Here is a 21,791-nt window from a genome sequence, read left to right on the forward strand (position 1 = left end):
CGCCGCCGGCCGCGATCCCACCCGCGACCTCATCCTGAGGTGCTGCCGCTTGCGGCAGCCTCGAAGGAGGGCTCCAATGATCCCTGTGCCTTCTGGAGGCCTCCTTCGAGGCTCCCGTTGGTCGCGCCTCAGGATGAGGTCGCGGGTGGGATGCCAAGCCTCATCGTCCATCTTTGGCAACACTATTCTTCACCCGGTTCCGAATCCCCACCATGCCTGAATTCTGGGTCTCGAGCGGCCATCATCTCACCCGGCGCGACGCGGGCGGCGGGCTCGTCGTCACCGACGAGCTGCTGCTGGCCTATCTCGCGCGTCCCGAGCTGGTGCCGCCGGACGAGGCCTGCGACGCCGAGCGGGCGCTGTACGCCGCGCTCCTCGCCGATCCCCGCCGCAGGGTGGCACCCACCGAGGTCGCGGCCCTGGCCGACGCCGATGCCCGCGAGAACTGGGAGATGATCCTCGCCTTCCGCGACCGGCTGCTCGCCGCCCGCTCGGTCGAGGCGGCCTATCTCGATTTCGTGCGAAAGGGCGCGGCCGGCACGCCGCCGCTCTTCCTCAACCAGCTCGTCCACCTGATCCTGCGCAACGCGCTCGACGGCTGCAACGACCCCTACACCCTGCGGGCCGCCGAGCTGTTCTTCCGGCCGCAGCGGGCTTCGGTCAGCAACGGATCGCTGCTGCTCGCCGATGCCGAGCTGATCGACGAGGCCGAGGGGGCGGGGCGGTCATCGCCCCTCGTCGCGATGCTCGGGCGCGAGCCGGTCTCGGAGCTCGACGTTCTAACCGGCGACAACGCCTGGACCTACTGGAGCCGGTCGGACGCCTTCAGCATGGCGCTCAACCTCGGCTCGGATCCCAGGAGCCGCGAGGGGCTGGCGCGGGCGATCGAGGCCTTCCTGCGCCACCTGATGGCGGTCGAGGTGGCGGTCGCGCCGATCCCCGCGATCGAGGACAGGGACTGGCGTTGGTTCGTCGGCCTAGATGCCGAGGGGACGCGGATCGGCAACGCCCTGTGGCGCGGCGAAACGGTGGATTCCGCCGCGAGCGAACGGGTGCTGGCGCTGTTTCGCCTCGCGATCCTCGATCCCGCCCGGGCCGACCCGCGGCTCGACGGCCGGCCGGTCTACCTGCTCCTCGCCATGAGCCCGGACCGGCTGGTGACGATGAAGCCGCAGAACCTGATCGCCGGGCTCCCCCTCGTTGCGACCGGAGAGGCCTGATGGGCACGCAGCTGATCACCGTCGGGGTCGTCGTCGCCAAGCGTCGGCTGAAGGGTCCGTGGGCGAGCCATGCCTGGCTGCCCGTCGCGGTGCTGCCGGGGCTCCCCGGCACCGAGCCCTGGACCCGCCTGTCGGCCTCCGAGGAGGAAGAGACGTTCTACGCCGGGGCCTACGAGGTCGAGCTGCACCCGGCCGAGACGGCGCATTACGGCGACAACCTCGCGGCGGCGCAGCCCTCGCTCTGGGTGGCTTTGCGCGAGACCGGCCCGGAGACCTACGCGGTCGCGACCGTCACGGCGGATCCCTACGAGGGCGAATCGCTCGCCGAGGGTATCGGCGAGATCGTCGAGGCGGTGCCGATGCCGCCCGAGATCCAGGCCGAGATCGGCGCCTTCTACCGGGCGTTCCACGTCGAGCGGGTCTTCCACAAGCGCAAGCGCGACCGGGCCGACCCGGAGGCGCTGGCCCGCCAGGAAGCCGGCGCCCGGCGCCGGCCGGAGGAGCCGTGAGCGACGGCTTCCTCTCCCGCTGGTCGCGGCGCAAGCGCGACGAGGCGCGCCGGCCGGTCGAGGTGCCGGAGGCGCCCGCGACCGACGTCGCCGCGGAGCTGGCGGAGGAGGGGAGCCTCACCCCCGAGGAGCTGGCCGCGCTCCCCTCCCTCGACACCCTCACCGCCGCCACCGACCTCGCGCCGTTCCTGCGCGCCGGGGTGCCGCGGGTGCTGCGCAACGCGGCGCTGCGCCGGATGTGGTCGGTCGATCCCGCGATCCGCGACTTCGTCAGCGAGGCGCGGGAATACGCCTACGACTGGAACACCCCCGGCGGCGTGCCGGGCACCGGCGGCCTGATCCCGGCCGAGGAGGTGCGGGCGATGGTCGAGCGGGTGTTCGGGGGGGCCGAGAAGCCGTCTACCCCCGCCGTGAGCGACGATTCCGGGGAGGTCGCGCGTTCCCCCTCTCCCCGCGGGCGGGGAGAGGGCTCCGCCGACCTCGCAGTCGGCGGAGCGAGCGGCGAACCGGGGGTTCGCCGCGAGGGTGAGGGGGTGGCGCCGGACGAGGCTCCTTCCGAAACACCTCCTCACCCTCGCTCCGGCTATGCCTCCGCTCACGTCATCCCCGACGAGGGGGATGACGTCCTCTCCCGGCCCGCGGGGAGAGGGGACACCCCCGCCCTTCCGTTCGCCCGGACAGTCTTGTCGCCGCTCGGCGACGCGACCGCCCCGGATCGTCGTGGACCCGATCCCGAGACGCCTCCCGATCCCGCCGCTCCACCCCGCCTGCGACGCCATGGCGGGGCGAGTCCGATTTGAAGCGTTAGAAAGTAGAATTGCGCGCGACGGTTTCCCGGCTATGGTGCCGGCCCGGACCGCCCGATCCTCCACCAGAAACAGAGGGGAAACGGGTCCCGTCGGGAGGTCGAGTTTGCGTGGCGTGAGGTGATGGTGGGTCAGGGGACGGGTCCGGTCGAGGAGATCGACGCGCTGCGCGCGCAGGAATACGACCTCCTGGCGACCCTGCTCGGGCGTGCGCCGGCGCCGGACCTGCTCGCGGCGCTCCACGGCCTGACCGGCGACGGCTCGCCGATCGGCCGCGCGCACGAGGCGCTGGGTCGCGCCGCCCGCGAGGCGGATGCGCGCGAGGTCGGGCGCGACTACTTCGCGCTCTTCGTCGGCGTCGGCCGCGGGCTGATCATGCCATACGCCTCGTACTACCTCACCGGCTTCCTCAACGAGCGCCCGCTGGCGCGGGTGCGCCAGGACCTGGCCGCGCTCGGTCTCGAGCGCGATCCCTCGTCGAGCGAGCCGGAGGACCACGCCGCGACCCTGCTCGAGGTCATGGCGAGCCTCGCCTCGGGCCGCCTGGCGGCGGAGCCGGACACGGATCACCGCTTCTTCGAGCGGCATCTGAAGCCGTGGATCGGGCGCTTCTTCACCGACGTTGCCGCGCAGGCGACGACGCCGTTCTACCGTGCGGTCGGCGAGCTCGGCGAGGTGTTCACGACGATCGAGACGGAAGCCTTCGCCATGGAGGCGTAGGCCGACGACGGACGGAGACCGGGGCGTCAGCCCCTCACGACATCACGGCGCGCCGGTCGCGGCGGCGCCGAGCGAGACGGTTTCGAAGAGGAGAGCCGCGATGCGGCAGGACGACGACACCCGGAAGGACGACGGCTCGCGCAAGGACGACTCCCGCAAGGACGACTCGCGGCTCGGACGGCGCCAGTTCTTCCGCGCGCTCGGCGGCGGCACCGCCGCGGCGGCGGCCGCGGTCGCCTCCGTGCCGCTGACGCCCACAGAGGCGCAGGCCTACGACCCCGGCAATGACGAGACCCGATCGCGCTACCGCGAGACCGATCACGTCAAGGCCTTCTACCGCACCAACGGCTACGAGACGCTCAAGAAGTGAGACCGGCGATGCTGACCAAGCGCAGGAGCGGCGTTGCGGGCCGCGGCAGCCATCAGGCGCTGGCCGCGGGCCTGACCGCCCACACCCTCGACCGCCGCGGCTTCCTGCGGAAATCGGGACTCGCCGCCGGCGGCCTCGCGGCCCTCGGCACGGTGCGGCTCGGCGCGGTGCGTCCGGCCCAGGCCGCCGGCTCGTCCGCCGATCCCGCCCAGGCCGTGATCCGCAAGAACATCTGCACCCACTGCTCGGTCGGCTGCACGGTGACGGCAGAGGTCGTCAACGGCGTCTGGGTCGGCCAGGAGCCGTCCTGGGCGAGCCCGATCAACCGAGGCGCCCACTGCGCCAAGGGCGCGGCGATCCGTGAGCTGGTCCACAGCGACCGCCGCCTGCGCTACCCGATGAAGATCGTCAACGGCGAGTGGCAGCGGGTCTCCTGGGACCAGGCGATCACCGAGATCACCGACAAGCTCCAGGCGATCCGCGCCAAGAACGGCGCCGATTCGGTTTACTGGCTCGGCTCGGCCAAGTTCACCAACGAGGCCTCGTACCTGTTCCGCAAGTTCGCGGCGTACTGGGGCACCAACAACGTCGACCACCAGGCCCGCATCTGCCACTCGACCACGGTGGCGGGCGTCGCCAATACCTGGGGCTACGGCGCCCAGACGAATTCCTACAACGACATCCGCAACGCCAAGACGATGATCATCCTCGGCGGCAATCCCGCCGAGGCGCACCCGATCTCCATGCAGCACGTGCTGTCGGGCAAGGAGATCAACCGCGCCAACATGATCGTCATCGACCCGCGCTTCACCCGCACAGCGGCGCACGCGACCGAGTACGTCCGCATCCGCTCCGGCACCGACATCCCGGTGGTGTGGGGCATCCTCTGGCACATCTTCCAGAACGGCTGGGAGGATAAGGCCTTCATCGAGAGCCGCGTCTACGCGATGGACGACGTCCGCAAGGAGGTCGCCAAGTGGACGCCCGACGAGGTCGAGCGGGTGTCGGGCGTGCCCGGCGAGCAGCTCAAGCGCGTCGCCGAGCTCTTCGCCAAGGAGAAGCCCGCTACGCTGATCTGGTGCATGGGCGCGACCCAGCACACGGTCGGCACCGCCAACGTGCGGGCCTTGTGCATCCTGTGCCTGGCCACCGGCAACGTCGGCAAGCCGGGGACGGGGGCCAACATCTTCCGCGGCCACACCAACGTCCAGGGCGCGACGGATCTCGGCCTCGATGTCACGACGCTGCCGCTCTATTACGGCCTCGTCGAGGGCGGCTGGAAGCACTGGGCCCGGGTCTGGGAGGTCGAGTACGACTGGCTGCAGTCGCGCTTCGACGAGGTGCCCGCCAGCGCCGGCCGCAAGGCCCGCTCGCGCAAGGAGAACATGGAGACCCCCGGTCTCACCTCGACCCGGTGGTTCGACGCGGTGAGCTTGCCGCCCGAGCAGGTCGACCAGCGCACGCCGCTCAAGGCCATGATGGTGTTCGGCCACGGCGGCAACACCGTGACCCGGATGCCCGAGGCGGTGAAGGGCATGGCGGAGCTGGAGCTGCTGGTCGTCGCCGACCCGCACCCGACCACCTTCGCGGCGATGGATGCACGGCGCGACAACACCTACCTCCTGCCGATCTGCACCTCGCTGGAGATGGATGGATCGCGCACCGCCTCGAACCGCACGCTGCAGTGGGGCGAGCAGGTCGTGAAGCCGGCCTTCGAGTCGAAGAACGACTACGAGGTGATCTACCGGATGGCGGTGAAGCTCGGCTTCGCCGAGTCGCTGTTCAAGAACATCAAGGTCGTCGACGGCATCCCGGTGGCGGAGGACCTCCTGCGGGAGATCAACCGCGGCGGCTGGTCGACCGGCTACAGCGGCCAGAGCCCCGAGCGCCTCAAGGCGCACATGAAGAACCAGCACAAGTTCGACCTCGTGACGCTGCGCGCGCCGAAGGACGACCCGGAGGTCGGCGGCGACTATTACGGCCTGCCCTGGCCGTGCTGGGGCAAGCCGGAGCTGAAGCATCCGGGCACCCACATCCTCTACAACACGTCGCTTCACGTGAAGGAGGGTGGCAGCACCTTCCGGGCGCGGTTCGGCACCGAGCGCAACGGGCAGACGCTGCTGGCCGAGGATTCCTTCACCAAGGATTCCGACCTCACCGACGGCTACCCCGAGTTCACCTTCGGGGTGTTCCGCAAGCTCGGCTGGGACAAGGACCTGACCGAGACCGAGCTCGCCACGATCAAGCGGATCGGCGGGAACAACCCGGACGCGGTCAGCTGGGCCACCGACCTGTCGGGCGGCATCCAGCGGGTCTGCCTCGACCACGGCGTGATCCCGTTCGGCAACGGCAAGGCCCGGGCCAATGCCTGGAACCTCCCCGACCCGGTGCCGGTCCACCGCGAGCCGGTCTACTCGCCCCGGCCCGACCTCGTCGCCAAGTACCCGACGCGGCCCGACGAGCGGCAGTTCCGCATGCCCAATGTCGGCTTCTCGGTGCAGAAGGCGGCGGTCGATCGCGGCATCGCCAAGCAGTTCCCGATCATCCTCTCGTCCGGCCGCCTCGTCGAGTACGAGGGCGGCGGCGAGGAGACCCGGTCGAACCCGTGGCTCGCCGAATTGCAGCAGGACATGTTCGTCGAGGTCAACACGGCGGACGCCGCCGAGCGCGGCATCAAGGACGGCCAGTTCGTCTGGGTACACGGCCCCGAGAACTCGTCGAAGGCCAAGGTGAAGGCGCTGGTGACCGATCGCGTCGCCAAGGGCGTCGCCTGGATGCCGTTCCACTTCTCGGGGTGGTTCCAGGGCAAGGACATGCGCGACTTCTATCCGAAGGGCGCCGACCCGGTGGTGCTCGGCGAGAGCGTCAACACCGTCACCACCTACGGCTTCGATCCCGTCACGGGTATGCAGGAGACCAAGGTGACCCTCTGTCAGATCAGCGCGGCGTAAGGGGGATCCTCATGGCCAGAATGAAGTTCCTCTGCGACGCCGACCGCTGCATCGAGTGCAACGCCTGCGTCACCGCCTGTAAGAACGAGCACGAGGTGCCGTGGGGCATCAACCGTCGCCGGGTCATCACCCTCAACGACGGCAAGCCCGGCGAGCGCTCGGTCTCGATGGCCTGCATGCACTGCACCGACGCGCCCTGCGCGGCGGTGTGCCCGGTGAACTGCTTCTACACCACGGCGGATGCCGTGGTGCTGCACTCCAAGGACCTGTGCATCGGCTGCGGCTACTGCTTCTACGCCTGCCCGTTCGGGGCGCCGCAATATCCCCGCGTCGGCAACTTCGGCTCGCGGGGCAAGATGGACAAGTGCACCTACTGCTCGGGCGGCCCCGAGGTCGACCTCTCGGTCGCCGAGTACGAGAAGTACGGCTCGAACCGGCTCGCCGAGGGCAAGCTGCCGCTCTGCGCCGAGATGTGCTCGACCAAGTCGCTGCTCGCCGGCGACGGCGAGATGATCGCCCAGATCTACAAGGAGCGGGTGATCAAGCGCGGCTACGGCTCGGGCGCGTGGGGCTGGAAGACGGCCTACCGCGAGACGATCGCGATCTGAGGGATGTCGATGCGCAGGCTCACCTCCATCGCCCTCCTGGCGGCGACCCTGGCGCTGGCGGCTCCCGCCCTCGCCCAGGTCCGCGCGCCGGACGGCGCGCCCAACCCCACCGCCTCCTCGGTCAACGAGGAGATGCTGTTCAAGCAGGACCCGAAGATCCACGGCCGGATCTCGATCCCGAACGCCACCGCCGCCAACCTGATCCAGCCTCAGGGGCGGGAATGGCGGGCGTTCCGCGAATCCTGGATGCCGTGGATCGGGGCGCTCGCCGTGCTCGGCATGATCGCCGCGCTCGGCCTGTTCTACTTCACCCGCGGGCGCATCCGGCTCGAGCACAGCGAGGAATCGGGCAAGAAGATCCTGCGCTTCAACGGCTTCGAGCGCTTCTCGCACTGGATGACCGCATCCTGCTTCATCGTGCTGTCGCTGTCGGGCCTCAACTACATCTTCGGCAAGCGGCTGCTGATGCCGCTGATCGGGCCCGAGGCGTTCGCAACCCTGGCCCAGTACGGCAAGTACGCTCACATCTACCTCGCCTGGCCGTTCATGCTCGGCGTGCTGTTCATGCTGGTGCTGTGGGTGCGCGACAACATCCCCGGCAAGATCGACTGGATCTGGCTCAAGCAGGGCGGCGGCCTGATCGGCGACGCGCATCCGAGCGCCGGCCGCTTCAACGCCGGCCAGAAGATGGTGTTCTGGATGGTGGTCGGCTTCGGGCTGGCCATGAGCGCCACCGGCCTGATGATGATCTTCCCGTTCGCGGTCACGGACATCAACGGGATGCAGATCATGCAGGTGATCCACTCGCTGATCGGCGTGGTGTTCATCGCCGGCATCCTGGCCCACATCTATATCGGGTCGCTCGGCATGGAGGGCGCCTACGACGCGATGGGCAGCGGCGAGGTCGACCTGGCCTGGGCCAAGGTCCACCACGACCTCTGGGTGAAAGAGCAGCAGGCCAAGACCGCGAGCGGGCCGCAGCTCGGCCGCGGTCAGGTGCCGGCCGAGTGAACGGGCGGGGAGAGCAGCAGCGATGAAAGCCTTTCTGGTCGCCGTGGCGGCGGCCGTGGTCCTGGCCACCGCGGCGAGCTTCCTGCTCGCCGAGAACCAGCGTTTCGCCTACCAGGCCTTCGCCACCTCGGGCGCCCGGGTCTCGGACCCCGGCACCAACCTCGTCGGCCCGCGCTGGACCGGCGGCATCAGGGAGCCCGGCCAGGGCGGGCACCACAAGGCGGAGGCGGGCTCGTGAAGACAGGCCTGGTCCTCCTCGCCGCCGCCGGCCTCGCCGCGGGCGCGACCGCGGCGCAGGCCGGCGGCCCGCCGGCCAACCTGTGCCAGGAGCTCGTCGCCTTCGTGCACCCGAAGGCGCCGGACGCCCCGGCCCCGGCCCCGGCGCAGCCCGCCACCGCCGCCGTCCAGGCGCCCGACAAGGGCGCGGCGCAGCAGCCGAGCAACGGCGCCGGCGAGACGCAGCAGAAGTCGGGTCTGAGCGGCCCGGTGGCCCAGACCGGGCCGGGGGCCGCAGGCCCGCAGGGCCAGGCCCAGAGCCAGGCCGCGCCTGCGCCGGCCGCCGCACCGGCGCCGAAGGGCCCGAGCCCGGAACTGGTCGCGAAGGTCGATGCGGCGGCGGCGAGCGGCGACATCCAGGCCTGCCGCGCGGCGGCCCGGGCCATGCGGGTCGCCGGCGTGGTGATGCCGGCGCCGCTGCTCTCGCTCTCGGCGCTCGACCCGAAGTTCTTCTCGGCACAGTGAGCGGAACCCGTCTTCCCTCTCCCGCAGGCGAGAGGGAAGACGGTCCGTCACCGCGCGAGGCTCACGCCGGGATCTGCTCCACACCCGTCGGCTCCCGCTCCGCCACGCCGTTCTCCGCGTGCCGGAAAGCGCTCAGCGCCTTGTAGACCTGGAGCCGTGCCCGCATCACCGAGCCGAGCGGGCGATGGGCCGCCAGGCTGTGGGCCGGGCGGAAGGTCATCACCTCGTCGAAGTAGCGCACCCGCTCGGGGCCGTAGGCGTCCTGGCGCGGCAGCCGGATCGTCGCGACGGTGCGGTAGGGGCTGGTTCCCACCGGCCAGTCGACGGAGGCATCCTCGATCGGCTGCGTCTCGGCGTCGGACCAGAGCTGGGCCTTCAGCGTGAACACCGCCTCGCTCTCGCGGAAATACGCCACGGCGGCGTGGCGGAAACCGTCCTCGTCGGTCTTCGGGTCGAGGCGCCACGCAGCGAGCGCGGCTTGGGCCGCGGAATCCGGCACCGCCCCGAGCTTCGCCACGTAGTCGCCGAAGCGGATCGGCGCCTGGCTGAAATAGCTGTCGGCGAGCGGATGGCTGAAGGGATGGCCGAAGAAATCCGCCATGGCGCTCTCCGTGCCGAAGGCGTGCAGCACCTTGTTGAGGTTGCGCGCCACTGCCGCCGTCGCGCTCTTCACCCCCTCCGGCAAGCCGGCGCTCTTGCCGATCACCGCCCCGTCCCGCAGGAACCCGGCCGCCGTGCCGGACGGGAAGGTGGTGCCGGTCGCGAGCACGAAGTCCTGGGTGTCTTCGGCGTGGCCGGGCAGCTTCTCCCCGGTGACGCCGAACACCTTGATCGCCATGCCGCGATGGGTCGAGACCCGGTCGCCCAGGGTCTCGCCGGGTCCCTGCGCGAAGCGCACGGCCACCGGGTAGGTGCGGCCTTGCGCGAACAGGCCTTGCGCCAGCTCCGCCGGCAGATCGGGAGCGACGGTCAGTTCGCCGACGACGCAGGCCGAGCTCTTGGCGTGGCTCGCCCGGACGGCATGGTGCTCGCGCTTCTCGACCGTCTCCGATTGCTGCGTCATGCCCTTGATGATGCCGTCGATCGTCTCCTGCTCGTCCGGCGCCGGCGTCTCGATGTCGGGGGAATAGCGCAAGGGCGTCATGCCGATGTCCTTCGGTCGGGGGCTGTCGCGATTGATCCCCAACGTCGTCTCCCTGTCGCCGGTTCAGCCTTCTCGCGAGGCCCGCATCGCCGCCTCGATCTCGGGGGCGGTGAAGCGCGGCGTGATGTGCTGCGGGCAGTTCCAGTCGAAGCCCGCGACCCGCAGCACCGCGACCCGCTCGATCCGGGCCCGGTAGGGCGCGACGCTCACCGCCTCGACGAGGTCCGGCCGCTCCCGGGCCTCGTGGAAGGCGAGATGGCCGATCAGCTTCAGCCTTCGCCGGGCGGCATGGTCGAGAACGAACAAGGCCACCCGGTCGTCGCCCGCGACGTTGCCGAGGGTGAGGTATTGCCGGTTGCCGGAAAATTCCGCCCAGGCGATCGTGTCCGCGTCGAGGACACGGACGAACCCCGCCGGCCCGCCGCGGTGCTGGATGTAGGGCCAGCCGTCCGACGACACGCTCGAGAGGAAGAAGCTGTCGCGGGCCGCCAGGAACTCGGCCTCGTTCGGCCCGAGACGGGCGTCGAGGGCGGGGCCGGACACGTCGTGGCCGGCGAAGGGCGAATCGAGGCGGCTCTGCGCCGCCCGCACCGCCGGGGTGAACAGGATCTCGAAGAACCGCCGCATGACCGGCCTCCCATCGCGCCCGGCCGGATCGGATCCTGACCGGCGCCGTGGTCCGAGATAGTCTCCCGCGCGGCGCGGCAGAATGGTCGCGATCCGGCAGTCAGCATTCCGGAAACTGCAACGATCATCGACCGGATCGGGGCGCCGCGGGTCGTGCGGTTCGCGCCGCGCCTCCTCGCCGACGGCATCGAGGCCGCCCCAGGTTCGGCGAAGACGGGCGACGGCATCGTGCGCGGCTTCTCCTAGCGGATCGCCGAGGCAGTGCGTTGATCCTACTGCTCGCGCCGGCCGAGCCGCCCCGGTCGATCCACGTCGTCGCCCCGGGGAGGGGAGCAACGTTGTGCCCAAGGTGCGCGCCTTCGTGGGTTTCGCCCTGCCGCGGCTGCGGGAGGCGTTCGGGTGGCCGGCGCTGGCGTCGTGACGGCTACGCGCGTTCGCGGAGCCACGCCTTCGCCCGTACCAGGTCGGCCTGCGACAGGCCGTGGCCGGCGGGCAGCACCTCGTGGGTGACGGTGGCACCCGCCTGCCGCAGCATCGCGACGAGGCCGGCCGCGTTGTCGGCCGGCACGATCGGGTCCATCCGTCCCGACAGGATCAGCACCCTCTCACCGTCGAGGCGTCCGGCCGGCGGAGTTGCGAGCGGCACCATCGCCCGCAGCAGCACGGCGCCGGCGAGCACGCCCGGATGCAGCAGCATCAGGGCGGCGGCGATGTTGGCGCCGTTGGAGAAGCCGACGGCGAGCGGCGGCGCGAGGCCGTACTGGGCCCGCGCCGCCGCCACGAAGCCGGCGAGGTCGCCGGCCCGGCGCACCACGTCGGCCTCGTCGAACACGCCCTCGGCGAGGCGGCGAAAGAAGCGCGGCGCGCCGCCCTCCAGCACCTGGCCGCGGGGCGAGAGCAGGGCCGCCCCGGGCGCCAGCGCCCGGCCGAGGGGCAGGAGGTCGTCCTCGTCGCCGCCGGTGCCGTGCAGGAGCAGGAGCGGCGGGAGCGCCGGGTCGGCGGCGGGCTCGAAGCGGTGCTGGAACGACAGGGCGGCCATCGGGATCCTCCGGATGCGGCGCTCAGGCGCCGAAGAGCTTCGCGACCCGCTGGGTCTCGCGGGCAAGCAGCGCGGCGTCGCCCGCCACCGCCACGAAGCCGAACCCGGCCTCGAACTCGGCCTTCGCCCCGGCCTCGTCGAAGTTGAGGATGCCCGCCGCCTTGCGGGCCCGGCGGATCCGCGGCAGGGCGGCGGCGATCGCCGCCCGCACCGGCGCCGCGCCGGGCTGGCCGAGGTGACCCATGCTGGCGGCGAGGTCGTTGGGGCCGATGAACACGCCGTCGACGCCCTCCACCGCGGCGATCTCGCCGGCGGCCTCGAGCGCCTGCGCGGTCTCGATCTGCACCACGACGCAGACCTCCCCGGCCGAGCGTGCGTGGTAGTCCGGCCGCAACCCGTAGCCGGTCGCGCGCGAGGCCCCGGCGAAGCCCCGGATGCCGTGCGGCGGGTAGCGCGTCGCCGCGACCGCCCGGCGCGCCTCCTCGGCAGTCTGCACGAAGGGGAACATCAGCGAGCGGGCGCCCTGGTCGAGCAGGCGCTTGACCATCACGGGCTCGTTCCACGGCACCCGCACCACCGGCTCGGCGGTGCCGCCCTCGGCGGCGCGCAGGTGGTCGACGACCTGGATCAGGTCGTTGGGCGAGTGCTCCATGTCGATCAGCATCCAGGCGAAGCCGGCGCCGGCGGCGAGCTCGGTGATGCCGGCCGAGCCCGTGGTCATCCACAGGCCGGCGAGCCGGCGGTCCTCGGCAAGGCCGCGCTTGAACGGGTTGTCGAAGGATTTCATGGCGTGTCCTCCCGGCTTTTGTTGTCGGTCTTGTCGAATGTCCGTCGTCGTCCGTCCCAAACCGCGCCCCCGGACGAGGTCGCGAACGGGACGGACGCTATCATCCGTCCGAAATCACCCCGCCTTGGCCAGGTGCTTGAACATGTGACCGCGCGCCTCGGCGTCGAACTCCGCCTTGAAGGTGAAGCGGTCCTTGAGGGCGACGGCCTTGGCGGCGGCCGGGCGGGCCGCGATCGCGTCGACGTGGCGCTTCACGTTGGGGAGATCGGTATAGGCGTCCTCGCCCATCACGAAGGGCAGCATCCGGGCCCAGCCCCACACCGCCATGTCGACGATGCCGTAGGCCTCGCCCACCATCCATTCGTGCTCGGCGAGGTGCCGGTCGAGGACGCCGTAGTGGCGCTTCGCCTCGTACTGGTAGCGGTCGTTGGCGTAGGGCACCTTTTCCGGCGCGAAATTGCGGAAATGTACCGCCTGCCCGGAGAACGGGCCGATGCCGGTCGCCACGAACATCAGCCAGGACAGGAGGGCGGCCCGCTCGGAGGACGGGGGCAGGAAGCGGCCGGTCTTCTCGGCGAGGTAGAGCAGGATCGCGTTCGAATCGAACACCACCTGGCCGTCGTCGACGATCGCCGGCACCTTGCCGTTCGGATTGAGCTTCAGGAAGTCGGGGGCGAACTGCTCGCCCTTGCGGGTGTCGACCGCCACGGCCTCGTAGGGAAGCCCGGCCTCCTCGAGGAACAGCGCGACCTTGGTCGGGTTGGGTGAACCGTTGAAGTAGAAGGTGATCATCCGGGGCTCCATCGCGATCGGTCGCTCTCACACTCCCCAATTGCCGGCGCGGATCAACCGCTGCGGACTGAAACGCAGCGTTGCCGTGCGGGGCCTGGACTCCGGACGCCGATCCGCCATGGTGCGGGATCGTCCCACCGGGGAGTCCATGCCCTGTTCCTGACCCCCGACGAGTGGAGCGCGCTGCGGCTCAGCCTGCTGGTGGCGAGCATGGCGACGCTGGCGAGCCTGCTGCCGGGCCTCGCGGTCGCCTACCTGCTCGCCCGGCGCGAGTTCCGCGGCCGGGCGCTCCTCGACGGGCTGGTCCACCTGCCGCTGATCCTGCCGCCGGTGGTGACCGGCTACCTGCTGCTCCTCGCCTTCGGCCGCCGGGGCTGGTTCGGGCCGGCGCTCGCCGAGATCGGCATCGTGTTCTCGTTCCGCTGGACCGGGGCGGCGCTCGCCTGCGCGGTGATGGGCTTTCCCTTGATGGTGCGGGCGATGCGGCTGTCGTTCGAGGCGGTGGACACGAAGCTCGAACAGGCCGCCGGCACGCTGGGCGCCGCGCCGGCCGCGATCTTCCTCGTCGTCACGCTGCCACTCGCGCTGCCGGGCATCCTCGCCGGGGCGGTGCTGGCCTTCGCCAAGGCGATGGGGGAGTTCGGCGCCACCGTCACCTTCGTGTCGAACATCCCGGGCGAGACCCAGACCCTGCCGGCGGCGATCTACACCCTGACCCAGGTACCGGGCGGCGAGGCGGGGGCGCTGCGCCTCACCCTGGTCTCGGTCGCCCTGTCGATGGCGGCGCTCGTCGCATCGGAGTGGCTGGCCCGGCGAGCCAAGGCCCGGCTCGGGGCATGACGGGCGCCCCTGCATGATCGAAGTCTCGGTGCGGCATCGCCGCGGCGCCTTCGCGCTCGAGGCGGAGTTCGCGGCGGCGGGCCGGGTCACCGCCCTGTTCGGCCGCTCGGGCTCGGGCAAGTCGACCCTCGTCGACGTGATCGCCGGACTGGTGCGGCCGGATCACGGGCGCATCGTGGTCGACGGCGTCACGCTCCTCGACACCGCGGCGCGGATCCGCGTGCCGGTGCACCGGCGCCGGATCGGCTACGTCTTTCAGGAGGCGCGGCTGATGCCGCATCTCAGCGTGCGCCAGAACCTGCTGTTCGGGCGCTTCTTCGCCCGCACCCGCTCCGGCGGGCCGAGCCTCGACGCGGTCGCCGATCTCCTCGGCATCGCGCCCCTCCTGGAGCGCAGGCCCGCCGGGCTGTCGGGCGGCGAGCGCCAGCGGGTGGCGATCGGCCGGGCGCTGCTCGCCCGCCCGCGGCTCCTCCTGATGGACGAGCCGCTCTCGGCCCTCGACGCAGCGCGCAAGGCCGAGATCCTGCCCTACGTCGCGCGGCTGCGCGACGAGGCCCGGGTGCCGATCGTCTATGTCAGCCACGCGGTGGCCGAGGTGGCGCGTCTCGCCGATACCGTGGTGGTGCTGGATGAGGGGCGCGTCGCGGCCTGCGGCCCCGCCGCCGAGGTCTTGCGCCGGGCCGCCCTCTTCCCGGGCCGCGAGACGGCCGAGACCGGCGCCCTCCTGTCCCTGCGCGTCGCCGCCCACGACGACGCCTTCGGGCTGACCCACCTCGACGGTGCGCCGGGCCGGCTCACCGTGCCGCGCGTTCCCCTGCCGACCGGTTCAAGCCTCCGGGTCCGGGTGCGGGCCCGCGACGTGCTGGTGGCCCGCGAGGCGCCGCGCGGCTTGAGCGCCCGCAACGTCCTGCCCGGCACGGTCGTCGCCGTCGCGCCGGGGGAGGGCGCCCATGCCCGGGTCGAGATCGCCTGCGGCGACGCGGTGCTGGTCGCCGAGGTCACGCGGCTCGCCGCCCACGAGCTCGCCCTCGCGCCGGGGCTGCCGGTGCTGGCGATCGTGAAGAGCGTCGCCTTCGACGAGGAGACGATCGGGGTGCTGGAGGTCTGAAACGGAACGGCCCGGGACGCGGATCGCGTCCCGGGCCGTCGATGTCGTCACGATGCGCCGGACGGTCGCGCGCCCGTCAGTGCCCGTGGGCCGAGGCCGGCTCGCGGGCCGGCTCAGACGCGTGGACGGCGCCGGGTGCCGCCTCCAGGTTCTCCTCGCGCACGCGCTTCCTCTGGAAGAACCGCATCGCGACGACGAAGAACACCGGGACCAGGATCACCGCCAGCACGGTGGCGGAGATCATCCCGCCCATCACGCCGGTGCCGATCGCCTGCTGGCTCTTCGAGGCCGCGCCGGTCGCGATGGCGAGCGGCACGACGCCGAAGATGAAGGCGAGCGAGGTCATCACGATCGGGCGGAAGCGCAGGCGCGAGGCCTCGACCGTGGCCGGGACCAGCTTGGTACCGGGCTTCCAGAGCTCCCGCGCGAACTCGATGATCAGGATCGCGTTCTTGGCCGACAGGCCGATGATCGTGATGAGGCCGATCTTGAAGTACACGTCGTTCGGCATGTCGCGGATGAGCACGCCGGCGACCGAGCCGATCACGCCGAGCGGGATGACCAGCATCACCGCGAGCGGGATCGACCAGCTCTCGTAGAGCGCGGCGAGGCACAGGAACACGATCAGCACCGAGAGGGCGAGCAGCAGGGTCGCCTGCGAGCCGGCCTGCTTCTCCTGAAGCGACTGGCCGGTCCAGGTGTAGCCGAAGCCCTTCGGCAACTCCGTCATCAGCCGCTCCATCTCGGCGATGGCCTCGCCCGAGGTGAAGCCCGCCGCCGGCTCGCCGGTGATGCGGACCGACTGGTAGCCGTTGAAGCCGATGATCTGGGCGGGGCCGACGCTCCACTTAAGGCTGGCGAAGGACGACATCGGCACCATCGTCCCCTGCTGATTCTTGACGCCGTAATTCAGCAGATCGGTGGCGTTGAGGCGCTGGGAGTCGTCGGCCTGGACGATCACCCGCTGCATCTTGCCCCGGTTGGGGAAGTCGTTGGTGTAGACCGAGCCGAGATTGACCTGGATGGTGTCGTTGATGTCGGAGAAGTTGACGCCGAGCGCCGCCGCCTTCTCGCGGTCGATCACCAGTTCCGCCTGCGGCGCGGGCGGCAAGCCCTCGACGTAGACGTTCTTGAGGATCGGGCTCTTGCGGGCGAGCGCCAGCAACTGCTCCTGGGCCGCCATCAGGGCCGCGTAGCCCTTCTGGGCCCGGTCCTGGAGGCGGAAGCTGAAGCCGGAGGCGTTGCCGAGGTTGTCGATCGGCGGCGGCTCCAGCGCCTGGATCACCGCGTCGCGGTAGCTCGCCATCGCCTTGTTGGTGGCGGCGACGAGGGCGGCCGCCGACTGGTCCTTGCCGCGCTCCGACCAGGGCTTCAGCGTCACGAAGGCCTGCGAGGTCATCTGGCCTTGCCCCGAGAACGAGAAGCCGTTGACGATCGTCACGGTCGCCACGCCCGGCTGGGCCAGCAGGTGCTCCTCGGTCTTCTTCACCGCGGCGAGCGTGCGGTTGAAAGAGGAGCCCGGCGGGGTCTGGATGTCGACGGTGAAGAAGCCCTGATCCTCGACCGGCAGGAAGCCCTCCGGCAGGCGCGCGAAGGCGTAGGCCACGCCCGCGACCAGGATCAGGTAGACCACCATCATCCGGCCGGACTTCTTCACCGCCCAGGCGACGCCGCGGCCGTAGCGTGCGGTCTCGCGGTCGACGATGCGGTTGAACCAGCCGAAGAAACCCTTCTTGGCGTGGCCGTGGCCGGCCTCGACGGGCTTCAACAGCGTGGCGCAGAGCGCCGGGGTCAGCGACAGCGCCAGGAAGGCCGAGAAGGCGATCGAGGTCACCATCGCGATCGAGAACTGGCGGTAGATGATGCCGACCGAGCCGGGGAAGAACGCCATCGGGATGAACACCGCGACGAGCACCAGCGTGATGCCGATGATCGCGCCGGTGATCTGGGTCATCGCCTTGCGGGTCGCCTCCTTGGGAGACAGTCCTTCCTCGGACATGATCCGCTCGACGTTCTCGACGACCACGATGGCGTCGTCGACCAGGATGCCGATCGCCAGCACCATGCCGAACATGGTGAGGACGTTGATCGAGAAACCGGCGAGCAGCATGATCGTGCAGGTGCCGAGCAAGGCGATCGGCACCACGATCGTCGGGATCAGGGTGTAGCGGATGTTCTGCAGGAACAGGAACATCACGATGAACACCAGCACCACCGCCTCGACGAGGGTGTGGAGCACCTTCTCGATCGAGGCCTCGACGGCCGGGGTGATGTCGTAGGGGATGTCCCACTTCACCGTGTCGGGGAAGAACTGGGACAGCTCGACCATCTTGGCGCGGATCGCCTTGGCGGTGTCGAGCGCGTTGCCGTCGGGAGCGAGCGTCACCGAGATGCCGGCGGCCGGGCCGCCGTTGAGGCGGGTGGTGAACTTGTAGTCCTCGCCGCCGAGCTCGATTCGGGCGACGTCGCGCAGCCGCACGGTCGAGCCGTCGGGATTGGCCCGCAGCACCACTGCGCCGAACTCCTCAGGGGCCCGCATCTGGCCCTTGACGGTGATCGGGTAGTTGACCGCGTTGGTCTCCGGGCTCGGCTGGGCGCCGACGGCGCCCGACGCGATCTGGACGTTCTGGCGGGTGATCGCCTGGGTCACGTCGGCGGCGTTGAGCGACAGGCCGCGCAGCTTGTCGGGGTCGATCCAGACCCGCAACGAGCGCTCGGTCGAGTACAGGGTGGCACGCCCGACGCCCGGGATGCGGCGGATCTCGTTGATGACGTTGCGGATGAGGAAGTCGCCGAGCGCGACCTCGTCCATCGACCCGTCCTTGGAGACCAGCGTGATGATGTTGAGGGTCGCGGCCGAGGCTTCCTCGACCAGGATACCCTGCTGGCGCACCTCCGCGGGAAGGCGGGCCTCGACGCGCTTGAGGCGGTTCTGCACCTCGACGCCGGCATAGCCCGGATCGGTGCCCGGCTCGAAGTTCGCCGTGATCTCGACGACGCCGAACGAGTCGCTCGCCGATTCGAAGCTCTGGATGTTGGCCGCCCCGTTCAGCTCATCCTCGATGAGGCGGGTCGTGCCGGTATAGAGGTCCTCCACCGAGGCGCCCGGGAAGGCGGTGGAGAGGGCGATCGAGGGCGGCGCGATGATCGGGTACTGCGCCACCGGCAGCATCGGGATCGTAAGCACGCCGCCCAGGCAGATGAACAGCGCGACGACCCAGGCGAAGATCGGCCGGTCGATGAAGAAGCTCGCCAAGGTGGTGTCCTCCTCAGCGCTGTTCGGTCGAGGCGGGGGCGGGGTGCGAGCCCGCCGACGCCACCGTGGTGGTCTCGAACGGCACCGCCGCTACCTGGGTGCCGGCGACGATCTTCTGGAAGCCCTCGGCGACGACCCGGTCGCCCTCCTTCAACCCGTCGCGGATCACCCACTGGCCCTCGACCACCGGGCCGACCTCGACCGGCTGGAGCATCACCTTCTGGTCGGGACCGACGAGCCAGACCTGGGCGCGGCCGTCGTTGGAGCGGTGGACCGCCTGCTGCGGCACCGCGATGGCGTCGGAATCGATGCCCTGCTTGATGCGCGCGCGGACATACATGCCGGGGAAGAGCTCGCCGTGGGGGTTCGGCACCACGGCGCGCAGCGTCACCTGGCCGGTGCTCGGATCGGCGGTCACGTCGGAGAAGAGCAGGCGGCCGGGCTCGGGGTAGAGCGAGCCGTCGTCCATGATGACCCGCACGCTCGCGACGTCGGCGGCGAGGCGGTCGAGCTCGCCGCTGGCGAGATCCCGGCGCAGCTTGTTCAACTCGCCGACCGACTGGGTGATGTCGACGTAGATCGGGTCGAGCTGCTGGATCGTCGCCAAGTTGCTGGCGCCGCCCTGCTCGACGAGCGCGCCCTCGGTGACGAGCGCCCGGCCGATGCGGCCCGAGATCGGCGCCCGCACGTCCGTGTAGCCGAGGTTGAGCTGGGCCCGGTCGCGGGCCGCCTTGGCGCCGGCGACCTCGGCCTCGGCCTGCTTCTGCGCCGCGAAGGCGGCGTCGTACTGGGCCTGGCTCGCGGTCTGGCGCGACAGCAGGGTCTCCAGGCGCTCGGCCTGCTGGCGGGTCAGCACGAGGGCGGCCTCGGCCTTGGCGAGCGCCGCCTCGGCGCTGGCGAGGTCGGCGCGGAACGGCATCGGGTCGATCTTGTAGAGGATGTCGCCCTCCTTGACCTGGCTGCCCTGCTCGAAGGTGCGCTTGGTGACGAGGCCGGCGACCCGGGCCCGAACCTCGGCGATGCGGGTCGGCGCGGCGCGGCCCGGCAGGTCGCGCTCGTAGGGAATCGGCTGGTGCTTGACCGTCACGATCGAGACCTCCGGCGGCGCGGCCGGCGCCGTGGGCGCGGCGGCCTGCTGGGCCGGCTTGCAGGCGGCGAGCCCGAGGAGGAGGGCGGTCGCTCCGAGGAGGAGGCGGCGGCTTTGGATCACGGGCGGTCTTTCCTGCGCGGTTTGCGGAAGCGGCCGGGGCGCGTCGCGCCGCCGGGCGTCCGGGCATAGGGTCGGGCGGGGCTCGCGGTGGCGCGAGCCTCGGATGCGCGCGTCGGCGCGGCCGCCGGGCGGCGGCAGCGGGCCTCAGGCTCGCAAGATTCCGAGGCGGAGATGTGACGATGCATCGGCTTCCGTTAAGGAAGACGAAGGAGGCCCGTCAGGCGCCGGCTTTCGGCGGGCGCTCGGGCAGGGCGGCGCGGGCCCGGACCAGGGCGCCGAGGCGCCGCGGCGGCAGCAGCGTGGCGGCACCCGCCGCCGGGTTCTCGGCCGGGCAGGCGAGGTTCGTGCTCGCCGCGCCGCCGTCGTCCGGGCGGGGATTGTCGACGCCACTCGCCGTGAGCGTGCAGGCCGGGCTCTTCACCCAATGCGCGTGGAGCGCCGCCATCGGCGAGGCGCCGTGGCTGGCGCGCAGGACCGGCTCGGGGCGGCCGGCCGCGGCATCCGCCGCGGACATCGCCAGGAGGGCGAGGCCGAGGCCGAGGAAGGCGGTCGCGCAGCAACGCGCGAGAGATGTCCAGAGACGAACGGTCACAGAGCGAGACAGTGGGGGTTCCGGCCGCACCGCACAAGATGCCGCGACATTCTGTCAGGCCCGGGCTCCGGCCCGACGGGGGCTTGATCGATCCGGCGCGCCGCCGTACCGCTTTTTCGAAATCACGACCCGGGAGAGAGACCATGAGCGCGGTGCGGGACGTCTACATCTGCGATTACGTGCGCACGCCGATCGGCCGCTACGGCGGCGCGCTCGCCCGCGTGCGGGCCGACGACCTCGCCGCCGTGCCGCTCGCCGAGCTCGCGCGCCGCACCCCCTCGCTCAAGGAGGCTGTCGAGGAAGTGTTTCTCGGCTGCGCCAACCAGGCCGGCGAGGACAACCGCAACGTCGCCCGCATGGCGCTCCTGCTCGCCGACTATCCCGAGCGGGTGGCCGGCCTGACGCTCAACCGGCTCTGCGCCTCCGGCCTCGACGCGGTGGGTGCGGCGGCGCGGGCGATCCGGTCCGGCGACCTCGACCTCGCGGTGGCGGGCGGCGTCGAATCGATGACCCGGGCGCCCTTCGTGATGGGCAAGAGCGAGGGCGCGTTCCAGCGCCAGGCCGAGATCCACGACACCACGATCGGCTGGCGCTTCGTCAATCCGGTCCTCAAGCACCAGTACGGCGTCGATTCGATGCCGGAGACCGCCGAGAACGTCGCCGAGGACTACCGGATCGGCCGCGAGGACCAGGACGCCTTCGCGCTGCGCTCGCAACAGCGGGCGACCCGGGCGCAAGCCGACGGCACCTTCGCGGCAGAGATCGTCGCGGTCGAGATTCCCGACCGCAAGGGCGGCCACGTCAAGGTCGAGCGCGACGAGCATCCCCGGGCCGACACCACCGCGGACGGCCTCGCCAAGCTGAAGCCCTTCGTGAGGAAGGACGGCACGGTGACCGCCGGCAACGCGTCGGGCGTCAACGACGGCGCCGCCGCCCTGGTGCTGGCGACCCGGGAGGCGGCCGAGCGCCACGGCCTGACTCCGATCGCCCGTGTGCTGGGCCTCGCCTCGGCCGGCGTGCCGCCCCGCGTGATGGGTATCGGCCCGATCCCCGCCGTCGAGCGCTTGTGCGCGCGCCTCGGCCTCAAGCCGTCCGACTTCGACGCGGTCGAGCTCAACGAGGCCTTCGCCTCGCAGGCGCTCGCCTGCCTGCGCGGCCTCGGCCTGCCGGACGACGCCGACCACGTGAACCCGCATGGCGGCGCCATCGCGCTCGGCCATCCGCTCGGCATGTCGGGGGCGCGGATCGCCGGCAGCGTCGCGTTCCAGCTCGCCCGCAGCGGCGGCCGGCTCGGCCTCGCCACGATGTGCGTCGGCGTCGGCCAGGGCGTCGCGCTGGCGGTCGAACGGGTCGGCTGACCTTCCGTCCTCCGCGGCGGGGCGCCGCAGGCCGCCCCGCCGCCCCTCGGGACGGGCGGACCGCCCCCTCGAAATCCCGGCGCCCATCTCGCACTGCACCAT

Annotated in this window: 21 protein-coding genes; 13 read left to right on the top strand and 8 right to left on the bottom strand. The window is 71.3% G+C overall.

Features of this window, described 5'->3' with window-relative positions:
- The first annotated feature begins 212 nt into the window (after positions 1 to 212).
- The 10 genes from BMX97_RS07075 (at position 213) to BMX97_RS07120 (ending at position 8,936) form a co-directional block, all read left to right on the top strand.
- Positions 213 to 1,220, top strand: coding sequence for a DUF6352 family protein (locus BMX97_RS07075; RefSeq protein ID WP_091747292.1), 1,008 nt, complete (start codon positions 213 to 215; stop codon positions 1,218 to 1,220).
- On the top strand, positions 1,220 to 1,729 hold the full coding sequence (locus tag BMX97_RS07080; RefSeq protein WP_091747295.1) for a DUF3305 domain-containing protein: 510 nt from the start codon (positions 1,220 to 1,222) through the stop codon (positions 1,727 to 1,729). The genes BMX97_RS07075 and BMX97_RS07080 overlap by 1 nt, the downstream gene beginning before the upstream one ends.
- Entirely contained in the window at positions 1,726 to 2,529 is an 804-nt protein-coding gene (locus BMX97_RS07085; RefSeq protein ID WP_091747298.1) for a DUF3306 domain-containing protein, read from the top strand. Before BMX97_RS07080 ends, BMX97_RS07085 begins: the two co-directional genes overlap by 4 nt.
- Before the next feature lie 129 nt (positions 2,530 to 2,658).
- Entirely contained in the window at positions 2,659 to 3,255 is a 597-nt protein-coding gene (locus BMX97_RS07090) for a TorD/DmsD family molecular chaperone (RefSeq protein WP_091747301.1), read from the top strand.
- A gap of 100 nt (positions 3,256 to 3,355) precedes the next feature.
- Positions 3,356 to 3,625: a formate dehydrogenase gene (locus tag BMX97_RS07095; RefSeq protein ID WP_091747304.1), complete on the top strand. Its 270-nt coding sequence runs from the start codon at positions 3,356 to 3,358 to the stop codon at positions 3,623 to 3,625.
- 8 nt (positions 3,626 to 3,633) lie between these two features.
- On the top strand, positions 3,634 to 6,576 hold the full coding sequence (locus BMX97_RS07100; RefSeq protein ID WP_091747307.1) for a formate dehydrogenase subunit alpha: 2,943 nt from the start codon (positions 3,634 to 3,636) through the stop codon (positions 6,574 to 6,576).
- Positions 6,577 to 6,587: 11 nt separating this feature from the next.
- Positions 6,588 to 7,184 carry a formate dehydrogenase FDH3 subunit beta gene (gene fdh3B, locus BMX97_RS07105; protein WP_048442646.1) on the top strand — a complete coding sequence of 199 codons (597 nt, stop codon included), beginning with the start codon at positions 6,588 to 6,590 and terminating at the stop codon, positions 7,182 to 7,184.
- A 9-nt stretch (positions 7,185 to 7,193) separates the two neighbouring features.
- A complete protein-coding gene (locus BMX97_RS07110; protein ID WP_177202141.1) occupies positions 7,194 to 8,195 on the top strand; it encodes a formate dehydrogenase subunit gamma in 1,002 nt (333 codons plus the stop codon).
- A gap of 22 nt (positions 8,196 to 8,217) precedes the next feature.
- Entirely contained in the window at positions 8,218 to 8,433 is a 216-nt protein-coding gene (locus BMX97_RS07115; protein ID WP_091747313.1) for a hypothetical protein, read from the top strand.
- Complete coding sequence (locus tag BMX97_RS07120; RefSeq protein WP_091747317.1) at positions 8,430 to 8,936, top strand: hypothetical protein; 507 nt, start codon at positions 8,430 to 8,432, stop codon at positions 8,934 to 8,936. The genes BMX97_RS07115 and BMX97_RS07120 overlap by 4 nt, the downstream gene beginning before the upstream one ends.
- 61 nt (positions 8,937 to 8,997) lie before the next feature.
- Here BMX97_RS07120 and BMX97_RS07125 read toward each other — a convergent pair whose 3' ends face one another.
- The 5 genes from BMX97_RS07125 to BMX97_RS07145 all read right to left on the bottom strand — a co-directional run bounded on the left by BMX97_RS07125 (position 8,998) and on the right by BMX97_RS07145 (position 13,325).
- Positions 8,998 to 10,080, bottom strand: a complete 1,083-nt coding sequence (locus BMX97_RS07125; protein WP_091747320.1) for a catalase family protein — start codon at positions 10,078 to 10,080, stop codon at positions 8,998 to 9,000.
- Positions 10,081 to 10,143: 63 nt separating this feature from the next.
- Entirely contained in the window at positions 10,144 to 10,707 is a 564-nt protein-coding gene (locus BMX97_RS07130; RefSeq protein WP_091747323.1) for a pyridoxamine 5'-phosphate oxidase family protein, read from the bottom strand.
- A gap of 424 nt (positions 10,708 to 11,131) precedes the next feature.
- Positions 11,132 to 11,746, bottom strand: a complete 615-nt coding sequence (locus BMX97_RS07135) for an alpha/beta hydrolase (protein WP_091747326.1) — start codon at positions 11,744 to 11,746, stop codon at positions 11,132 to 11,134.
- 22 nt (positions 11,747 to 11,768) lie between these two features.
- On the bottom strand, positions 11,769 to 12,533 hold the full coding sequence (locus BMX97_RS07140) for an HpcH/HpaI aldolase family protein (protein ID WP_091747328.1): 765 nt from the start codon (positions 12,531 to 12,533) through the stop codon (positions 11,769 to 11,771).
- Positions 12,534 to 12,647: 114 nt separating this feature from the next.
- Positions 12,648 to 13,325, bottom strand: coding sequence for a glutathione S-transferase family protein (locus tag BMX97_RS07145; protein WP_091747949.1), 678 nt, complete (start codon positions 13,323 to 13,325; stop codon positions 12,648 to 12,650).
- A 153-nt stretch (positions 13,326 to 13,478) separates the two neighbouring features.
- Between BMX97_RS07145 and modB the strand changes: the two genes are divergently transcribed.
- Both modB and modC read left to right on the top strand, forming a co-directional pair.
- The gene (gene modB / locus BMX97_RS07150) at positions 13,479 to 14,165 is read left to right on the top strand and encodes a molybdate ABC transporter permease subunit (protein ID WP_091747331.1); all 687 of its coding nucleotides are present in this window, start codon (positions 13,479 to 13,481) and stop codon (positions 14,163 to 14,165) included.
- 13 nt (positions 14,166 to 14,178) lie between these two features.
- Complete coding sequence (gene modC / locus BMX97_RS07155; protein ID WP_091747334.1) at positions 14,179 to 15,273, top strand: molybdenum ABC transporter ATP-binding protein; 1,095 nt, start codon at positions 14,179 to 14,181, stop codon at positions 15,271 to 15,273.
- Between the two features lie 76 nt (positions 15,274 to 15,349).
- Here the strand turns inward: modC and BMX97_RS07160 are convergent, their stop codons facing one another.
- The 3 genes from BMX97_RS07160 to BMX97_RS07170 all read right to left on the bottom strand — a co-directional run bounded on the left by BMX97_RS07160 (position 15,350) and on the right by BMX97_RS07170 (position 20,331).
- Entirely contained in the window at positions 15,350 to 18,529 is a 3,180-nt protein-coding gene (locus BMX97_RS07160) for an efflux RND transporter permease subunit (RefSeq protein ID WP_091747336.1), read from the bottom strand.
- A 13-nt stretch (positions 18,530 to 18,542) separates the two neighbouring features.
- A complete protein-coding gene (locus BMX97_RS07165) occupies positions 18,543 to 19,736 on the bottom strand; it encodes an efflux RND transporter periplasmic adaptor subunit (RefSeq protein ID WP_091747951.1) in 1,194 nt (397 codons plus the stop codon).
- Positions 19,737 to 19,956: 220 nt separating this feature from the next.
- Positions 19,957 to 20,331, bottom strand: a complete 375-nt coding sequence (locus BMX97_RS07170) for a hypothetical protein (protein ID WP_091747339.1) — start codon at positions 20,329 to 20,331, stop codon at positions 19,957 to 19,959.
- A gap of 152 nt (positions 20,332 to 20,483) precedes the next feature.
- Here BMX97_RS07170 and pcaF point away from each other — a divergent pair, with 152 nt between their 5' ends.
- Positions 20,484 to 21,689, top strand: a complete 1,206-nt coding sequence (gene pcaF / locus BMX97_RS07175) for a 3-oxoadipyl-CoA thiolase (protein WP_177202156.1) — start codon at positions 20,484 to 20,486, stop codon at positions 21,687 to 21,689.
- Positions 21,690 to 21,791: the final 102 nt, after the last annotated feature.

The organism is Methylobacterium sp. ap11 (genome assembly GCF_900110515.1).
Classification (GTDB): Bacteria; Pseudomonadota; Alphaproteobacteria; order Rhizobiales; family Beijerinckiaceae; genus Methylobacterium; species Methylobacterium ajmalii.